The 17,446-nt window shown below is 31.5% G+C and carries 17 protein-coding genes and 1 other RNA gene; 5 read left to right on the forward strand and 13 right to left on the reverse strand.

Translation table 11 applies throughout. The annotated features are described in order from the left end of the window. Positions 1 to 17 precede the first annotated feature (17 nt). The 5 genes from CDH50_RS07860 to CDH50_RS07880 all read right to left on the reverse strand — a co-directional run bounded on the left by CDH50_RS07860 (position 18) and on the right by CDH50_RS07880 (position 5,143). Positions 18 to 404, reverse strand: coding sequence for a response regulator (locus CDH50_RS07860; protein ID WP_157804951.1), 387 nt, complete (start codon positions 402 to 404; stop codon positions 18 to 20). Positions 405 to 456: 52 nt separating this feature from the next. After that, positions 457 to 2,409 carry a hybrid sensor histidine kinase/response regulator gene (locus CDH50_RS07865; protein ID WP_100611465.1) on the reverse strand — a complete coding sequence of 651 codons (1,953 nt, stop codon included), beginning with the start codon at positions 2,407 to 2,409 and terminating at the stop codon, positions 457 to 459. A 131-nt stretch (positions 2,410 to 2,540) separates the two neighbouring features. Continuing rightward, the gene (locus CDH50_RS07870) at positions 2,541 to 3,182 is read right to left on the reverse strand and encodes a response regulator (protein WP_100611717.1); all 642 of its coding nucleotides are present in this window, start codon (positions 3,180 to 3,182) and stop codon (positions 2,541 to 2,543) included. Positions 3,183 to 3,203: 21 nt separating this feature from the next. Further along, positions 3,204 to 4,451, reverse strand: a complete 1,248-nt coding sequence (locus CDH50_RS07875) for a PAS domain-containing sensor histidine kinase (protein WP_198513454.1) — start codon at positions 4,449 to 4,451, stop codon at positions 3,204 to 3,206. A gap of 170 nt (positions 4,452 to 4,621) precedes the next feature. Next, positions 4,622 to 5,143 (reverse strand): hypothetical protein, encoded by a 522-nt coding sequence (locus CDH50_RS07880; RefSeq protein WP_100611467.1) that lies wholly within the window; start codon positions 5,141 to 5,143, stop codon positions 4,622 to 4,624. Between the two features lie 163 nt (positions 5,144 to 5,306). On the opposite strand from CDH50_RS07880, the gene CDH50_RS07885 reads away from it, so the two are divergent. Continuing rightward, positions 5,307 to 6,452 (forward strand): MFS transporter, encoded by a 1,146-nt coding sequence (locus CDH50_RS07885; protein WP_100611468.1) that lies wholly within the window; start codon positions 5,307 to 5,309, stop codon positions 6,450 to 6,452. 4 nt (positions 6,453 to 6,456) lie between these two features. On the opposite strand, the gene CDH50_RS07890 is transcribed toward CDH50_RS07885, so the two are convergent. Further along, positions 6,457 to 7,491, reverse strand: coding sequence for a glutaminyl-peptide cyclotransferase (locus CDH50_RS07890; RefSeq protein ID WP_100611469.1), 1,035 nt, complete (start codon positions 7,489 to 7,491; stop codon positions 6,457 to 6,459). 88 nt (positions 7,492 to 7,579) lie between these two features. Between CDH50_RS07890 and ffs the strand changes: the two genes are divergently transcribed. The 3 genes from ffs (at position 7,580) to fsa (ending at position 9,363) form a co-directional block, all read left to right on the forward strand. Further along, positions 7,580 to 7,678, forward strand: an RNA gene (gene ffs, locus CDH50_RS07895) — signal recognition particle sRNA small type. A 127-nt stretch (positions 7,679 to 7,805) separates the two neighbouring features. After that, positions 7,806 to 8,609: an SDR family oxidoreductase gene (locus CDH50_RS07900; RefSeq protein WP_100611470.1), complete on the forward strand. Its 804-nt coding sequence runs from the start codon at positions 7,806 to 7,808 to the stop codon at positions 8,607 to 8,609. A gap of 100 nt (positions 8,610 to 8,709) precedes the next feature. Then, positions 8,710 to 9,363 carry a fructose-6-phosphate aldolase gene (fsa, locus tag CDH50_RS07905; protein ID WP_100611471.1) on the forward strand — a complete coding sequence of 218 codons (654 nt, stop codon included), beginning with the start codon at positions 8,710 to 8,712 and terminating at the stop codon, positions 9,361 to 9,363. A 51-nt stretch (positions 9,364 to 9,414) separates the two neighbouring features. Here the strand turns inward: fsa and CDH50_RS07910 are convergent, their stop codons facing one another. The 6 genes from CDH50_RS07910 to rlmD form a co-directional block, all read right to left on the reverse strand. Continuing rightward, positions 9,415 to 10,824 carry a TlpA family protein disulfide reductase gene (locus tag CDH50_RS07910; protein WP_100611472.1) on the reverse strand — a complete coding sequence of 470 codons (1,410 nt, stop codon included), beginning with the start codon at positions 10,822 to 10,824 and terminating at the stop codon, positions 9,415 to 9,417. 122 nt (positions 10,825 to 10,946) lie between these two features. Further along, entirely contained in the window at positions 10,947 to 11,987 is a 1,041-nt protein-coding gene (locus CDH50_RS07915; RefSeq protein ID WP_100611473.1) for an agmatine deiminase family protein, read from the reverse strand. Between the two features lies 1 nt (position 11,988). Further along, entirely contained in the window at positions 11,989 to 12,876 is an 888-nt protein-coding gene (locus CDH50_RS07920; protein WP_100611474.1) for a carbon-nitrogen hydrolase, read from the reverse strand. A gap of 46 nt (positions 12,877 to 12,922) precedes the next feature. After that, positions 12,923 to 13,606: a DUF6048 family protein gene (locus tag CDH50_RS07925; RefSeq protein WP_232731982.1), complete on the reverse strand. Its 684-nt coding sequence runs from the start codon at positions 13,604 to 13,606 to the stop codon at positions 12,923 to 12,925. A 13-nt stretch (positions 13,607 to 13,619) separates the two neighbouring features. Then, complete coding sequence (locus CDH50_RS07930; protein ID WP_157804952.1) at positions 13,620 to 14,165, reverse strand: DUF6452 family protein; 546 nt, start codon at positions 14,163 to 14,165, stop codon at positions 13,620 to 13,622. A gap of 18 nt (positions 14,166 to 14,183) precedes the next feature. Continuing rightward, the gene (gene rlmD, locus CDH50_RS07935) at positions 14,184 to 15,596 is read right to left on the reverse strand and encodes a 23S rRNA (uracil(1939)-C(5))-methyltransferase RlmD (RefSeq protein WP_100611477.1); all 1,413 of its coding nucleotides are present in this window, start codon (positions 15,594 to 15,596) and stop codon (positions 14,184 to 14,186) included. Positions 15,597 to 15,803: 207 nt separating this feature from the next. Here rlmD and rocD point away from each other — a divergent pair, with 207 nt between their 5' ends. Continuing rightward, positions 15,804 to 17,048 (forward strand): ornithine--oxo-acid transaminase, encoded by a 1,245-nt coding sequence (rocD, locus tag CDH50_RS07940; RefSeq protein ID WP_100611719.1) that lies wholly within the window; start codon positions 15,804 to 15,806, stop codon positions 17,046 to 17,048. Positions 17,049 to 17,102: 54 nt separating this feature from the next. Here the strand turns inward: rocD and CDH50_RS07945 are convergent, their stop codons facing one another. Further along, positions 17,103 to 17,435, reverse strand: coding sequence for a CCC motif membrane protein (locus tag CDH50_RS07945; RefSeq protein ID WP_100611478.1), 333 nt, complete (start codon positions 17,433 to 17,435; stop codon positions 17,103 to 17,105). Between the last annotated feature and the right edge of the window lie 11 nt (positions 17,436 to 17,446).

Here is a 17,446-nt window from a genome sequence, read left to right on the forward strand (position 1 = left end):
GGGTTTATATGGAATTACTAATTGTCGCTGGACACAGCGTTTGGGTCATTAAAAAGATTTTGATAAGCTATTCTAACTGTTGAAATTAAATCATCAAAATCTTTTGATTTATCAAAAAATCCAGTAGCGCCTTTTTTAAGACATATATTTTTTAATTCTGAATTAATTGAAAACACATAAACCAATGAGTTTAAATGGTCTTCTTTTACTTTATTCAAAATAGTTATGCCATTCCCATCAATCAAATTTAAGTCTAATATGATGATATTAAATTTAAAGGTATCCAATAAACTTAATGAATCTTCAACGGAGTTTGCTAATTTTATTTTTTTTGAATCAATAAAGCTAGTTAATTTTTCTACTATTTTTTCGTTTATAATTGGTTCGTCTTCAATAATTAACATGTAATTGTAGTTTTTTTGATTGATTGAATAAAAATAAAACATTCAGAATGTCCTAGGAATAAGCATATCCCTTATTTTTGGTATGTGTTATTATTTTTTCTAGTAGAACCTTCTTTTTTACTGGCTTTTCAATAAAATCATTAAAGCCATAATTTAAACAATTATCATTGAATTGATCATGAACAAAGGCAGAATGAGCTAAAATAGGTATCTCGGAGCATGTGTTTCTAATAACTTGTGTGGCCGCTAATCCGTCCATAATGGGCATATTTATGTCCATTATAATTAAATCAATGTGTTTGTTTTTTTCAAATTTTTCTATAGCCTGTTTCCCATTTAAAGCGTGAATTAAAATGCAACCTTCAGTTTCTAACAAATTTTTTAAGAATAAGTAAGTAACCATATCATCTTCTGCAATTAGTATGGTTTTATTTTTTAGCTTTTCATTGCCTTCACAAAATTCATTGGAAAGCATGTTGGGAATTGAAAAATAAAATTTAATGCCTTTACCTTCCAGGTTTTCAACTTTTAACTCGCCTCCTAGGCAGTTGATTATTTTTTTTGATATAGTTAATCCTAAACCAGAGCCATTGATGGCTTTGTTCAAACTAAATTCTGATTGCGTAAATGGTTCAAATATGCTACCAATACATTCTTCTTTAATGCCATTACCATCATCTTCCATAGAGAAAAATATGCTATCGTCTTTATTCTGTATGGTTAACTTTAAATTTTTATTAAAATTAAATTTAAAGGCATTATCCATTAAATTTTTTAAAACTCTAATAAGTATATCTTTATCTGTTTTGATTACCGTGATACTAGTATCCATTTCCAGAGAAAACGTATTATTATTTTCGTTGTAGATTTCCTTTACATCTTTTATTAACTTCTCTATTTCTGCCTTTAATGAGAATGAGCTAGGCTTCGGTTCTGCTATACCTGAACTTAATTTTGAAACTTCAAGAACGTCTTCAATGGTGCTTAAAAGTTTGTCACTACATTTTCTAATTGTTTCAAAATATTCAGTTCTTTTTTCAAGTGTTAGGTTGGTGTAATTACTTTCCAGTAAATCCATCATGCCTAGAATACCACTTAGTGGCGTTCTTACCTGATGACTAATATTATTTAAAAAAGCATATTTTAGTTTTTCAGATTCTTGAGCTTTTTCTTTTGATAGAATTAAATCTTGTTCCATCTTTTTTCTTTGGGTAACATCGCGAACACTACTAAAAATAAAATCTTCATTATTCAATTTTATATATCTAGCAGTAACTTCAACCGTTTTTATCTCTCCACTTTTGGTTACATGGTTAGTTTCAAACAGTAATTTTTTATTCTTTTTTATATTTTTAAGTATCTTTTTAGATTTTAAAATATTTTTAGGCTCATTAATATCTAAAACATTCATTTTTAGTAATTCTTCTTTGGAATAGCCCAAATATTGGGTAGCTTTTTCATTTACTTTTACAAAACCACCTTTTTTGTTGAGCAAATACAATGCATCTCCCAAATTTTCAAAAAGAAATTCAAATTTTTTAGCTTCTTTCAAGGCATATAATTCTGCTATCGACTTTTCTTTAATTATTAGGTCTTGGTGTTTTTTCAGCATTTCTTCTTCGGTAATGTCAATAATAAAAATCAACTTACATTCCACATTGTTGATTTCTAATTTGTGGGTTATTCTATTTATAAAAGAGATATTGCCATCATTTTTAACAAAACGTCTTTTTACTTTGCTTAATGGTTTTTCATCGGCCGTATCATTAATGATGCGGCATATACACGATAAATTATTGCAAAATGAATTTTTGCAACTTATGTTGTTTAAGTTTGAAATACCTATAAAATCTAAGAATTGTTGGTTGGTAAAAATAATATTCTGATAATTATCAACCATTGCAATTGGCAACGGTATACAATTAAGTATGTTATATATTTCGCTTTTTGTAAAGCTATTTGGTATAAATTTTAAAATTTTTGATATCTGCTTAAATTGACCCATTTTTAATGTGTAAATTTTAATTACAAATATTCAATATAAATAGAAGATTAGGCAATAAGCATTGTTTTTATATTGCCTTGGTAATTTTCTTAATTAAGGCTTAAAGCTTAATAAATAAAAAGAAGGAGTTGTTATTCCAATGAAATGATGCCCTCTTTTATGGCATATTTTGTAAGGTCTGGAATATTGGATAAATTTAACTTCCGCATAATATTTGTACGATGTACATCAACGGTTTTTGAACTTAAAAAGAGTAATTCCCCTATGTCTTTTGATGAGTTGCCTTCCGCTATGAGTTGAAGTACTTCAATTTCCCTGGTTGTAAGTACATCAATCTCATTATCTGTAGAATTCTGTGATATATTTTCAATAAGAACATCAGAGATTTTTTGGCTTACGTATTTTTGGTTTCGCGCCACAGAGAGTATGGCGTCTATAAGTTCTTCTGAACTAGTGTCCTTTAGTAAATAGCCATAGGCACCTGCTTTGAACATTCCTATGACAAATTGTTTATCTGCGTGCATGGACAAAGCAATTACTTTTATATTTGAATCAATATCAACAATCTGTTTTGTTGCTTGGACACCATTTAGGCCAGACATGGCAATATCCATGATGACCACATTGGGCTTAAACTTTTCGCAAAATTTTATAGCGTCCCGGCCATCTGAAGCTTCTCCAATAACCTTTAAAGACGTTTTTTTTTCAATTAAACTTCTTAAGCCATTTCTAACTATCTTATGATCGTCGACAAGTAAAATTGAGGTTTCCACAATTAATTGCAATTATTTTTATCATAAATATATAAAAATTTTTACAACTGTACCAATTTCAATGGTTGGCTTAGAAATTATAGATACTATACCTTTTAAATTGTGAATCCTTTCTTTTAAAGAAAATAAACCAAATCCTGAACTTAGAATTTTGTTGTTTAATGTTTCATCTACATTGAAGCCCGTACCATTATCGGTAACTGAAATATTTAGACCTTTGTCGGCAAATTTAAAATCAATATGTATTAAGCTTGCTTTGGCATGTTTAATGGAATTGGTGACTATTTCTTGTATGGAACGGTAAATAGAAATGAGTTTATTGTCATCTAATTTTATGTTTTTTATGTTTGTTGTGAATATAATCTTGGTTTTATATTGGTCTTCCATTTTCTCAGAAAACCAATGCATAGTGTCTATAATACCCAATTGATATAAAACAGGTGGACATAAATCATAAGTTATTTTTCTTGAATTTTCAAGGGCATCCGTAATATGGGAATTGATAAAATCAATATCCGAAATATGGTTTTTTAAAGATGTTTGTTCTCTTAAATCCTGTAGTTTCATTTTTGAAATCACTAATGATTGACTTAAGTGATCGTGAATGTTAGCCGCTATTTGCTTTCTTTGTTTTTCTTCTACCAAAAAAATTTCGGTAGTTAAATTTTGCAAGGATTTTTGATAGTTTTTAATGGCTTCATTAGCCTCTACACGTTCTGTTACATCACGACAAGAAGAAATTATACCGGTGATTTTATTGTTTTTTGTTATTACTTGTTTTGCAGATTCAAACCATATATATTCATTGGTTTTCTTTTTAACCTGGTACATTATTGGGCTTTTTGACGAGCCTTTTGACATGAGCTCATTAAAATTATTCTTTACTTTTTTTAAATCATCTGGATGTATAAATTCTAATACTTTTTTTCCAATTGCTTCATCAACATCATAGCCTAATATATCTTTTACCGACGGGCTTACATATACGATTTCTGAATTTGCGTTAATTAAGTAAATTAAATCCTTAGAATTTTCAGCAAGCAACCTATACTTGTGCTCGCTTCTTTTAATTTTCTTTAAATTTTTCTTTATTAAAATAAAGAGAAGAAAAGATGTTACAAAAACAAATGCCAATCCTTTATATGATTGAAATTTTGTTAATGTTTCTGGTAAAAAGGTGTTTTCTAAAAACTTATCAGAAAGTATAATGTAAAGACCGCTTATCAAAAAATAGAAAAAAGCAATTTTAAAGGGTAAATAAAATCTCATCTTCTTAGTTAGCATTTTTTTAAATAATAAAATGTAAATACTGTAGGATAGAAAATGAGGCTTCGTCTAAGTTAATACAATTTGGATTAAAATGGATGATTATATTTTAAGGTTTAATTTAAATGATTTGAAAACAATCAATGATTGTCTTGTTTAAAGATTTTGATGGATTAAAATTTACTTTTGAAGTTTACTTTTATGATTCCTATGGAATCATTGGTTTCAGTATTTTCAATCTCAAACTGGAAATTATCAATATTGGATAATCTCCAATTGATATAGTTATAAGCGCTTTTGTGTGACATACTATCATCAACTTTTAATGTTAGTCTGTTAGTGTTTTCATAATAGATCCATTTTCCGTAAATCAGGAGCGTGTCAACCAATCCTTTTGGAGGAGGCAATGTGCCGGAGCCATCGGAATCAGTAGAATTGGATTCTTTTATTAGTAAGTTTCCATTATATAAAAATTCAAGTTGCAATTTAGTACCATAATTTTCAAAATTACCATTAGAGTTTTTACTTGTATAACTGTCTCGTATCCATTTTTGCGCAATTAATTTTTCTTTTACTTTTTCATTTGAGTAATTTGCTTCAGCAGAGCAATTTAATATTGATGAAATTAAAAAAATTAATAAAGAATAAGCAATGCTACTTATTAAGATTTTATTATTTATTCGTGCAAAATTCATACAAAAGCCTTTTGGTTTTTTATCATTGCAAAATTACCTTTACAGTCATGTAGTATAAATAGGTAGAATACTTATATTTAAATAAGAATTATTTTATTTAGCTGTTTATAAGAACAAAACAAATGTTATACTATTTTTGCACTTAAAAATTATTAATGTATTAATGGAAACCCAAGCTAAACAGCGTATTGCTTTAAGTGTGTATTTTTTTCTTTCTGGGATTTGTTTTTCTACTTGGGCATCACGCATTCCAACCATAAAAGAATTTTTTAATTTAAATGATGCCGAATTAGGTACCATTCTTTTAACAATGCCCATAAGTTCCATTATTGGATTGCCTATTTCTGGCTGGTTGGTCTCAAAGTTTGATAGTAGAATTCCACTGGTGGTATCTTTTGTATTTTTCTCTTTTTCACTGGTGATGATTGGTTACGCTACAACATCTTTTATGTTGGTATTGGCTATTTGTATGTTTTCGTTTTTTATGAGGATTTTAAATATTTCCATGAATACGCAATCCATAACCTTACAAAACAAGTTTGAAAAGCGTATTGTTGGTTCATTTCATGGATTGTGGAGTACAGGCGGTTTAATAGGAGTTGTATTTTCTACAGTAATGGTAAAATATGATGTTTCAATGCAGTTGCATTTATTGATAATTTCGATACTGACGTTAATTGTTTCTGTATCATGTTATAATTTCACGTTAAAAAACGATAAATCGACCTCAGGCAATAAGTTAATTATAGGAAAACCAGATACATTTATTCTGTACTTAGGCGTTATCATATTTTTTGCAGCTATGTGTGAAGGCGGTATGTTCGATTGGAGTGGGGTATATTTTAAAGAAATCGTTAAGGAAGATGTCTTTACTTATGGCTATCTTACTTTTATGGCAACCATGGCGTTTTCTAGATTTTTTTCTGATAGATTGGCACAAGAAATAGGTGTACAAAAAACATATGTTTTGAGTGCTTTATTAATTGCGTTGGGCATTTCTATAGCAGTTATATTTCCGTTTTTCTGGTCAGCGCTATTTGGATTTTGTCTTGTAGGTTTTGGTACGGCTCCTATTTTCCCAATGACATTTGCGTTGGCAGGAACTTCAAAAAAATATTCTCCAGGAATGGCTATTTCAATAATATCTACCTATGCTACTGTTGGCTTTTTAATAGGCCCACCATTTATAGGCTATTTGTCACATGCCTTCGGATTACAAAAAGCCTTTTTTGTTTTTGTTATAGCCGGATTAATGTTTATTCCGTTTTCTTATGCTTTTTTTAGGTATCAATCTAAAAACAACATATAATACATTAGTTTTTAACAATTTCGACCTCAAATAATTTATCCCAGCGTTTTCCTGTAACAAAAATGGTTTTGGTTTTTGGGTTATAGGCTATACCGTTAAGTACGTCCAATCCTTGATGTTGTGTTACCAACTTTTTTAATGGTGAAAAATCTATAACGCCATTAACAGCACCATTTTTTGGATTAATGATAGCGACGCCATCTTTTTGGTAACGGTTGGCATAAATCTCACCATTTATCCATTCCATTTCATTTATCTCTACGATTTTACCTTTATTGGTATAAACTTGAATAAGGCTTTCTTCAGCCAGAGTATTCGGATTCAGTAGCCATATATGTTCTGTACCATCACTTTTGTAGATGGTTTTTCCATCATTACATAAGCCCCAACCTTCTTTGCTTTTACCGTATTTGAAGTCAGTAATTTTTTCAAAAGTATTAATGTCATATACAAAGCCAATACCCCCTTGCCATGTTAATTGATAAATTTTATTATTTAAAATGGTAAGACCTTCACCAAAATATTGATCGGCCAAATTAATATTTTTTAATACGTTGCCTGTTCTGTAATCTACTTTTCTAAGTTTAGATTCCTTGTTCTGCCCTGTACTTTCATATAAAGTATCATTAAAGAACTCTAGACCCTGCGTATAAGATGTGATATCATGTGGATATTCATTAATGATTTTATAAGTATATATTTTAGGTGATTCACTATTTAAGACGGTTATTTTGGTAATTATCTTTTGCTTTTCATTATTAAAATAAACAGTAGCTTCAATGCTTTGGCTGCCTAGTTTAGTGTCTTTTAAATTGGTGCTTTCTTTTATTGATTCTCCATTTAAGGTGTAGCTAATCGAATCAATTGTGTGGTTTTTAGGATTTTCAATCGACAGTGTTAAAGTTTCCGCAATAGAAATCACATGGTCTTTGGCATTGGTTTTAATGGTAAAATCACTTTTGTTTTTACCCGAATTGGTTCCACAAGACACAATAATTGAGCTTAAAAAAATGATTGTGAGGTACTTAAATAGTTTCATTTTCAATTTAAATTTTAGGCAAGATATTTATTTAAAATCAGTTTAAAAAATCATTGTGAAAATTTTAAAATGGTTGTATCTTTGCACCCGGCAAGTCCTACACAACCAGCTCCTGTTGAATCCTCCAGGGCGGGAACGCAGCAAAGGTAAATGGTCGTAGCGGTGTGATGTAGGTAGCTTGCCTTTTTTTATTTATTCCTTCGAAAGTGTGAATCTCATCCAGAATATCTCACTTCTTTTCTCCAATTTTTTTCTTTTTACCCGCTAATATTAAATTCATTGTTAATTTTACATCACAAATTATTAATTGAAATATGTCTAAAGTTGTTTTGATTACAGGTGGTTCTTCGGGAATAGGAAAATCTGTAGGTGAATTTCTAACCGAAAACGGATTTATTGTTTATGGCACTAGCAGAAATCCCCAAAATTATTCAGAAAGTAAGTTTCCGATTTTAAAATTAGATTTGAAAAGCATTGAAACCATAAAAGAAACCATTCAAGAAATTATTGAAAAAGAGGGTGGGATAGATGTCCTTGTAAATAATGCAGGTGCAGGAATTACCGGGGCGATTGAAGAACTACCAGAAGTAGAAATAAAAGCTAATTTTGATACTAATTTTTTCGGCCCCATCAATGTCATCAAGGCCGTTTTACCTCAAATGCGTAAACAGCATGCGGGATTGATAATAAATATCACTTCTATCGCAGGCTATATGGGACTGCCTTACAGAGGTATTTATAGTGCCAGTAAAGGAGCGTTAGAACTTATAACGGAAGCTTTTAGAATGGAAATAAAAGACTTTAACATCAAAATGACTAGTATAGCACCAGGTGATTTTGCTACAAATATAGCCGCTGGCAGGTATCATGCACCACTTCTGGAAAATTCTCCATACAAAAAGCCTTATGGGGATACGTTGGACTTAATGAATATGCATGTTGATAGTGGAAGTAACCCTATAATGATGGCTCGGGCAGTTTTAAAGATAATCAATACCAAAAATCCTAAAGTGCATTATAAAGTGGGGGCGTTTATGCAAAAAATCTCTATTGTGTTAAAACGTGTATTACCCGATAAGGTTTATGAAAAGATGTTAATGAATCATTATAAATTATAAATAACTTAAAGTAAGTCTGTTAAATATTTTAATTAAACTCTTAGGCTAGGTTTTTACAAAGTTGTAAATTTGCGCTCGAATAATTACTAAACAAAACAAAATGAAATTTTTTATTGATACCGCTAATCTTAAACAAATAAAAGATGCCCAAGACCTTGGTGTTCTTGATGGTGTAACAACCAATCCTTCATTAATGGCTAAAGAAGGCATTACAGGACATGATAACATTTTAAAACATTATGTAGACATCTGTAATATTGTAGATGGCGATGTAAGTGCCGAAGTTATTGCAACAGATTATGAAGGCATGATTAAGGAAGGTGAAGCATTAGCGGAATTGCACGAACAAATCGTGGTTAAATTACCTATGATAAAGGATGGTGTAAAAGCTTGTAAATATTTCTCTGAAAAAGGTATTAGAACGAATGTCACTTTAGTGTTTTCTGCTGGACAAGCATTGCTTGCAGCAAAAGCTGGAGCTACTTATGTATCACCATTTATTGGACGTTTAGATGATATTTCTACGGATGGTTTGAATTTAATTTCAGAAATCAGACAGATTTATGATAACTATGGTTTCGATACTCAAATATTAGCGGCTTCAGTTCGTCATAATATGCATATTATTGATTGTGCTAAATTAGGAGCTGATGTTATGACAGGTCCTTTAAGTGCTATTGAAGGTTTATTAAAGCACCCATTAACAGATATTGGTTTAGCTAAATTTTTAGAAGATTACAAAAAAGGAAACTAAGATATATAATCTATAAAAAAGCCTCAACTTAAATTGAGGCTTTTTTTATTTCTATTTGTTTATTAACCCTAAAAGCTGTTCTTCAAAATTCACATTAAATATGTTTGTGTGGGGGTTAACTATAACATTGTTTTTATCTAATATAATAGTCTTTGTTATGGGGTAAACTGCTAATGATAGTCTCGATTGTTTAGGATTTTTGAATTTAAATTCATTATCAAAAGAAAAATTATATTTCTTCATGGTGTCTTTACAAAAATCATGACTATTATCATCAACATTTATACTTATAAATGATACTTCAGGATATTTTACACTAAGTTCATTTTTTTTATAATGACTTTCTTTAAAGTGGTTATTAAACTTATGTGACCAAAAATAGATAACCGTTGGTTTGTTAATTATAGAACCAATGTTAATATCGTTATTTTTCATATCAACCAATTCCAAATTAGGGAAGCTATTTCCTATTTTTAAGCTGTTTATTGACTGAGCAACCGATGTCATATTATTTCTATTTTCCAAATCGGTATTCTTACCTAAAAAGGATTTAAGCATGGCATTGTTATCTTCAGAATCATTGTTTCTTGTTAGATACGTCATGGTATAATAAAAAAGCAATTCGTTTTTTATTGCTGGGTTTGAAATAACACTGTCAACTACATTAAGTATATCTAAATTATAACACAAGGTATTGGTGTTGAAATCATCTGACTTGGAATGGTCAAGATGGTTTTTAAGTGCCATATTATTGAAAGTAGATCTTAAAAAGGAATTGTAATTAAAAAAATCCCTGTTATAATCATTGTTATAATCAATTTCTTTTCTGTAATCATAAAAATCTTTAGGAAGTGCACTTAAAATATCACGCTTATTATCACCCATATGGATAAAAGGGTATATTTCTTTACTGGCGTAGTAATTATAATCGATGTTTGCCTGAGCTATTTTAATGAATAACTCTGAAGGGTTATATTTTTTTGTAAATGTTTTAAGTTTTGAATCCTTTTCAGCTTTTAACGAATCTATTTGTTTTTGGTACTTTTTTGGACTAGACTGGCAAAATTTAAAAATACGTTTTTGTTCAATTTCATTTTGCAAAAATCCATTGATAAGATAATTGTTTTTTTTGTCGCCAATACCTGTAAAAACCAAGGACTCATCAAAATCTAGCGTATTCAACCTAAACATGATGCTGTCATTTGGCTCCAATAAAACCATTTGTACTTCACCACCATGCTTAAACGTGTAAATGCCGCTAATTAAATTATTGATTTTATAAATGAACCGATTGTTTTTATCCAGACTAATGGTGTCCAATACAGAATCTGCCTTTGAAATAACTACAAAGTCTGTATTAGGGTTGCTTATTTCCCCTCCTATAAAAGCAAAATCATCTTTATCTTTTTTACAGCTAAAAATGGTTAAAGCAATAATTATGTAGTATAAAAAAGGTTTCATTAATATTTATAATAATGGTATTGGTAACATTATCATAACATTGCAAAAGTATATTTTGTATTTAAAAAGTGCTGTTAATACGCTGTTAAATATTGATATACATAATAAGCGGTAGAGATAAGCTATTGCGGGATTTGCTGACTTAAACAATGAAGGGTGCCAAATCCCCATATAAGGTCAATGGCACTTATGCCGATAACCCTTCTATCAGGAAAACAATCTGCTATAATGTTGAGAGCTTCTCTATCGCGTTCATCGTTAAAAGTTGGTACTAATACAAAAGAATTTATAATCAGGAAATTGGCATAACTAGCAGGAATCCTTATGTCATCAAATATTAAACGTTTTGGCATTGGTAGCGTCACGATATTTGGTTTTTTACCATTTTCTAGAACAGTATTTTTTAACCTATATAAATTATCTTGAAGCGGCTCATAATTGTGGTCGTCGGTATCATTTTCAACCACAGTTATGATGGTATCTTCATTAACAAAACGAGCTAAATCATCAATATGTCCGTGGGTATCATCGCCTTCAATGCCATTTCCCAACCAAATCGTGTTTGTGATGCCTAAATACTCTCTAAAAATGGTTTCATAATCAGCTTTTGTTAACCCTTCATTTCTGACTTGAATTTTAGGGTCTAACAAACATTCTTCCGAAGTTAACAAAGTTCCTTTGCCATTGACATCAATGGCACCACCTTCTAGAATAACAGGTTTTCCTTTGTAAGTGACTTGCGTTAAAGGAATTTTTAAAAAGGAGGCTATTTTTTCAGGAACGTGTTTGTCAAGCTTATAGTTGTTGTATTTTGCCCATCCATTGAAGTTGAAATTCAGTGCTTTTCTTTCTGAACCTTTTGTGACAATTATGGGGCCAGAATCGCGCATCCAGCTTCTATTGGTTTTTTGGATGATAAACGAAACATTGTCAATTTTAACATCCGCCATTTTAAGTTTTTCTAATACACTGATTTTTAGCTCTTCAGAAGCGACTATAAGAATGACTTGTTCAATATCAGCCACTTTTTTTATAAACTCAATAAAAGCCCATTGAATGGCGCCATATTTTCCAGGCCAATCGTTCCCATTATGCGGAAAACATAATAAAACACCTTGCTGTTTTTCCCATTCGGCAGGAAATCTCCAATCACTAGCACTCATACTAATCTAAAACTCTTTTGGTGATGCCATCGTATTTATCAATACGTCTATCTCTTAAAAATGGCCAATTCTGACGCACATTTTCTTGTAAATTTAAATCGACTTCAGCAATTAATATTTCTTCTTTATCTGTAGATGCTTGTGCTAAAATTTCACCTTGTGGGCCAGCAATAAATGAAGAACCCCAAAACTCAAGCCCGTCAGTATCTGGAAGGTATTTTTCCAATCCTATTCTGTTCGCAGCCGCTACATAAATACCATTTGCTACGGCATGACCTTTCATCACGTTCATCCAAGCACCTTGTTGGTTGTCACCATACTGCGCTTTTTCCTTGGGGTGCCAGCCAATAGCGGTTGGATAAAACAAAACCTCGGCGCCTTGAAGAGCCGTTAGTCTTGCAGCTTCTGGATACCATTGATCCCAGCAAATTAATGTGCCAATTTTCCCTTTTTTAGTTTGAAAAGCTTTAAAGCCAATATCTCCCGGTGTAAAATAAAATTTTTCGTAAAAATGTGGATCGTCTGGAATATGCATTTTTCTATACAAACCAGCTTCAGAACCATCGGTATCAATAATATAGGCGCTATTATGATACACACCAGCCATTCTTTTTTCAAAAAAAGGCACTATAATGACTACACCCAATTCTTTTGCCAAATCACTGAAAGCTATGAATGACGTACTATATAGTGGTTCGGCATATTTAAAATTATCTACATCTTCACTCTGACAAAAATAATGGCTACTGTAGAGTTCTGGCAACAAAATGATTTCTGCTCCTTGCTTAGCAGCATCACGAACCCATGTGATGCATTTATTTAAATTATTTTCTGGAATATCATTGAGATTTAACTGAATTACAGATATTTTGTATGTACTTTTTTTCATTTAAAGCGGAAATAGGTTTAATGCAAAGATATATTTTTTGCAGCTTTTATTTATCCTTTTTGTATAGTGGTATTCTGTAGGCAATGGTATAACCATAACCTACACCAATTTTAGTACTATCAAATGTTTTATTAAAGCCTGGTATATAAATGTTTGTAAAATTGTTTGGTTCTGTTTGACTCACCAAACCTTTTAATTGCACATTAATGCCCATGTATAAATTATTAAACAGCTCTGCTTTAATACCTAATATCAATTCCACCCAAATGGCGGTTAAATCATTAAACTCTTGAGGTTGGTTGGACGAAAATTGTGTTTCCCAATATTGATTGGTATTGTATGTTTGATAACTGTTTAATGTATGACTAAAGGAGCTTGCTCCAATGCGAAAGCCACTGTAAATCATGTTATCCATATCTAACCAATTTTGGTACATATTATAATCGATGCCTGCTTTTAAATAGGTTCCTTTTGTGGTGATATTAAGATAATTATTATCATCTTTTTTTTCTTCTATTCCAATTTCACCAGCAATGTATAAACGCTTTTTGAGTCTAAAATCACCACTAATTTCAAATCCAGAATAGTCGTCATCAACAGACGAACGAATAAGTTTTCCTATATCGGCACCAAGTCTGAGTCCATATTTTTCCTTAATTTTTATGGAATCATTAATTGTACTTACAATACTATCATTTTGAGCATTTGTAGAAACACTAAATAACAGCATGAAATATATAATACTAGAAAAATAAGTAAAAATGTGCTGTTGTTTCATCTTCTACAGATTGATTGTCGGTTACAGATTGTCTTGATAATATCCAATTATTTGAGTCTTGTTCTATGGTTAAGGAAACGTTTTTAAAAACCGTTTTATAACCACAAGCTCTCGATACAAAAACTTGTTCGGTTGTGTATTTTATAGTGACGATGTCCTCATTTCCGTTTGGGAAATCATCACTAGGGTCATCTGGTGTGCCATTATTGTTCATTGAAAAATCTCTATGAAGCCTATATTGTGTAGCCGTGGAATCTGTTCTTAAAGGGAGCTCCAGTTTCTGAGCATTAGCGGCATTGTAACCTTCAAGCACGGCATCATTATTAACACCTTGAACTCTTATTTGAGGAACAAATTTTACATTTTCTGGATTTGCGCTATCGTAAAATTCTATAATCATTTTTGGAGTAGTGGGAGTAGATTCTGGGCAAATATCATCGCGTTCGCAACTAATTGTAATTCCCGCAAGGGTCAGACAAATGAATAGTATAATGACTTTTAAATATTTCATTTTCAAATTTTATAGTATCTAGCGTTTCTCCAAAAGTACAACATTTTCAACATGAAAGGTTTGTGGAAACATATCAACTGCTTGCGTTTTAACCACTTTGTATGTTGCATCCATAAGTTCCAGATCACGTGCTTGTGTGGCGCTATTACAGCTTACATAAACAACCCGTTTTGCAGCTATAGTAAGTATTTGCTCAACAACATCTTTATGCATCCCATCGCGTGGCGGGTCTGTTATTATTACATCAGGATGACCATGTTTTTTTATGAATGCATCATTAAAAACGTGTTTCATATCACCAACAAAGAACTGAACGTTATTTATGTTGTTTAATTGTGCGTTTTCTTTGGCTGCTGTTATGGCATCAGTAACAGACTCTACACCAATCACTTTTTTGGCCTGTTCGGCAACAAACTGCGCTATGGTTCCTGTACCGGTGTATAAATCATAAACCAATTCATTGCCTGTTAAACCAGCAAAATCTCGGGTGATTTTATAAAGTTCAAAAGCTTGCTCCGAGTTGGTTTGATAAAATGATTTGGCATTTATTTTAAATTTCAAACCTTCCATTTCTTCAAAAATATGATCGGTGCCTTTATAGCAAATCACTTCTTGGTCGTAAATGGTATCGTTGGCTTTTTCGTTGATAATATATTGCAAGGATGTTATTTGAGGAAAGGTTTCAGCAATAAAATTTAATATCAGTTCCCGATTTACTTTATCTTCTTTAAAAAATTGTACAACCACCATGACATCACCTGTGGAAGATGTTCGAATCATCATCGTTCTTAAAAAACCGGTTTGGTTTCTGGTATTGAAAAATTCTAAATTATTTTGAATGGCGAATTGCTTTACCGCATTTCTAATGGCGTTGGATGGGTCTGGTTGTAAATGACATTTTTTTAAATCCAGAATTTTGTCCCACATACCAGGGATGTGAAATCCTAGAGCATTCCTGTCGCCTAAATCTTCACCAGATTTAACTTCTTCTTGTGTTAGCCAGCGACTGTCACTAAAAGAAAACTCCATTTTATTTCTGTAGAAATATTGGTTTTTAGATCCTAAAATAGGAGTGACTTCAGGTAGTTGAATATGCCCAATACGTGTTAGGTTATTAGTGACTTCCTTTTGTTTGTAATACAGTTGATGTTCATAAGCCATATCTTGCCACTTACAGCCACCACAAACTCCGAAATGTTCGCAAATAGGTGTGGTTCTTTTTTCAGAAAGCTTATGGAAATTAACCGCCTTACCTTCATAATAAGATTTTCGCTTTTTAAATGTTTGTATATCAACTACATCACCAGGAACAGCGTTTGGTAAAAAAATAACTTTTCCGTCAGGAGCTTTAGCAATGGTTTTTCCTTTGGCACCGGCATCAAGAACTTCAATATGCTCAAAGATTTGTTTATTCGTGATTTTTCTGGACATGCTGCAAAAGTAATTTCTTTTTCTATTTTGTGATGAATTCAACAGTTATTTTTTTGATTGAATTATTCATTAAAAGGGGCTTGATTTATTTTATATCGCCATTAATATTTAGTAAATTGCATATCTAAATTTAAGGATGATTTCTCTCCAACCCACACTTTGGGACAAGCAAGGAATGGTTATTTTATCAATTTAAAAATAATTAAAATGGCTATTTTAGAACCATTAACCTCACAACAAGCAATTAATTTAGAAAAGCAATACGGTTCAAACACGTATCACCCTTTACCAGTAGTTTTAAGTAGGGGTGAAGGTGTGCATGTTTGGGATGTAGACGGTAAAAAGTATTATGATTTTTTGTCGGCTTACTCGGCCGTAAACCAAGGGCATTGCCATCCTAAAATTGTTGCTGCATTAATTAGTCAAGCGCAAACATTAACCTTAACGTCTAGAGCATTTCATAATAATGTTTTAGGGCGTTATGAGAAATTTACTTGCGAATATTTTGGTTATGATAAATTATTGCCAATGAATTCGGGAGCTGAAGCGGTAGAGGCCGCTTTAAAAATTTGTAGAAAATGGGGCTATGAAGTTAAAGGGATTGTAGAAAATGAAGGGAAGATTATAGTCTGCAATAAAAATTTTCATGGTCGAACCACCACTATAGTGTCGTTTTCAAGTGATGCTTCTGCACACAAAAATTTTGGACCTTATTCCAATGGATTTATCAATATAGATTATAATGATTTAAATGCTCTTGAACATGCTTTAAAAAGCAATTCAAATGTATCAGGCTTTTTAGTGGAACCCATACAAGGTGAAGCAGGTGTTTATGTGCCTGATGAAGGTTATTTAGCTAAAGCAAAAGCATTATGCGAGCAATACAATGTCTTATTTATTGCAGATGAAATACAAACAGGTATTGGCAGAACTGGTAAATTATTGGCAGTTGACCATGAAGGTGTTAAACCAGATATTTTAATTTTAGGAAAAGCCTTAAGTGGTGGCGTGTATCCTGTTAGTGCCGCTTTGGCAAATAACAATATAATGGGAGTGATGACACCGGGTACGCATGGTAGTACTTTTGGAGGAAATCCTCTTGGAGCCGCTGTGGCTATTGCTGCATTGGAAGTAATAAGAGATGAGAAACTTGCTGAGAATGCTGAAAAACTTGGAAGACTGTTTAGAAGTGAATTAGGTAAATATATTGAAACAAGTAACATTGTAAAATTAATTAGGGGTAAAGGCTTGCTTAATGCCATAGTGATAAACGATACTCGAGACAGTGAAACAGCATGGAATATTTGTTTGGCTTTGAGAGATAATGGGTTATTGGCAAAACCAACACATGGAAATATCATTCGTTTTGCTCCACCTTTAGTTATGAATGAAGAGCAATTATTGGATTGTGTTTCAATCATTATTAAAACTTTAAAACAATTTGAAGTTTAAAACAATAAAAAAGCAACCAAATAGGTTGCTTTTTCATTATTGCAAACAGGATGTTTATTGCCCCATCATTTCTCTCATTTTTTCTTGCATTAATTCTTGGTCTTGTAAGGTGTCCCAACCGAATGCAGAGATTAGCCAAAGAACAAAAAGCAAATATAAAGCACTTAAAATAATACCAATAATAGCTAATATTTTTCCAATTTTTACATTTTGAAAGCCTGTATATAATTCAGGATTTTCAGCATATAATTTAGTTGCTTTGCTAGCTAAAATTACAGCTACAATTCCTAAAATTAAGCCTATAATCCCATAACAACAGCAAGTAATAATAGATAGTATACCAAATACTAAAATAAGGGTTGCATTGGGTAGTTTTTGTTGTTCCATAATATTTCTTT

The organism is Confluentibacter lentus, from assembly GCF_002806995.1.
In the GTDB taxonomy this organism is placed as follows: Bacteria; Bacteroidota; Bacteroidia; order Flavobacteriales; family Flavobacteriaceae; genus Confluentibacter; species Confluentibacter lentus.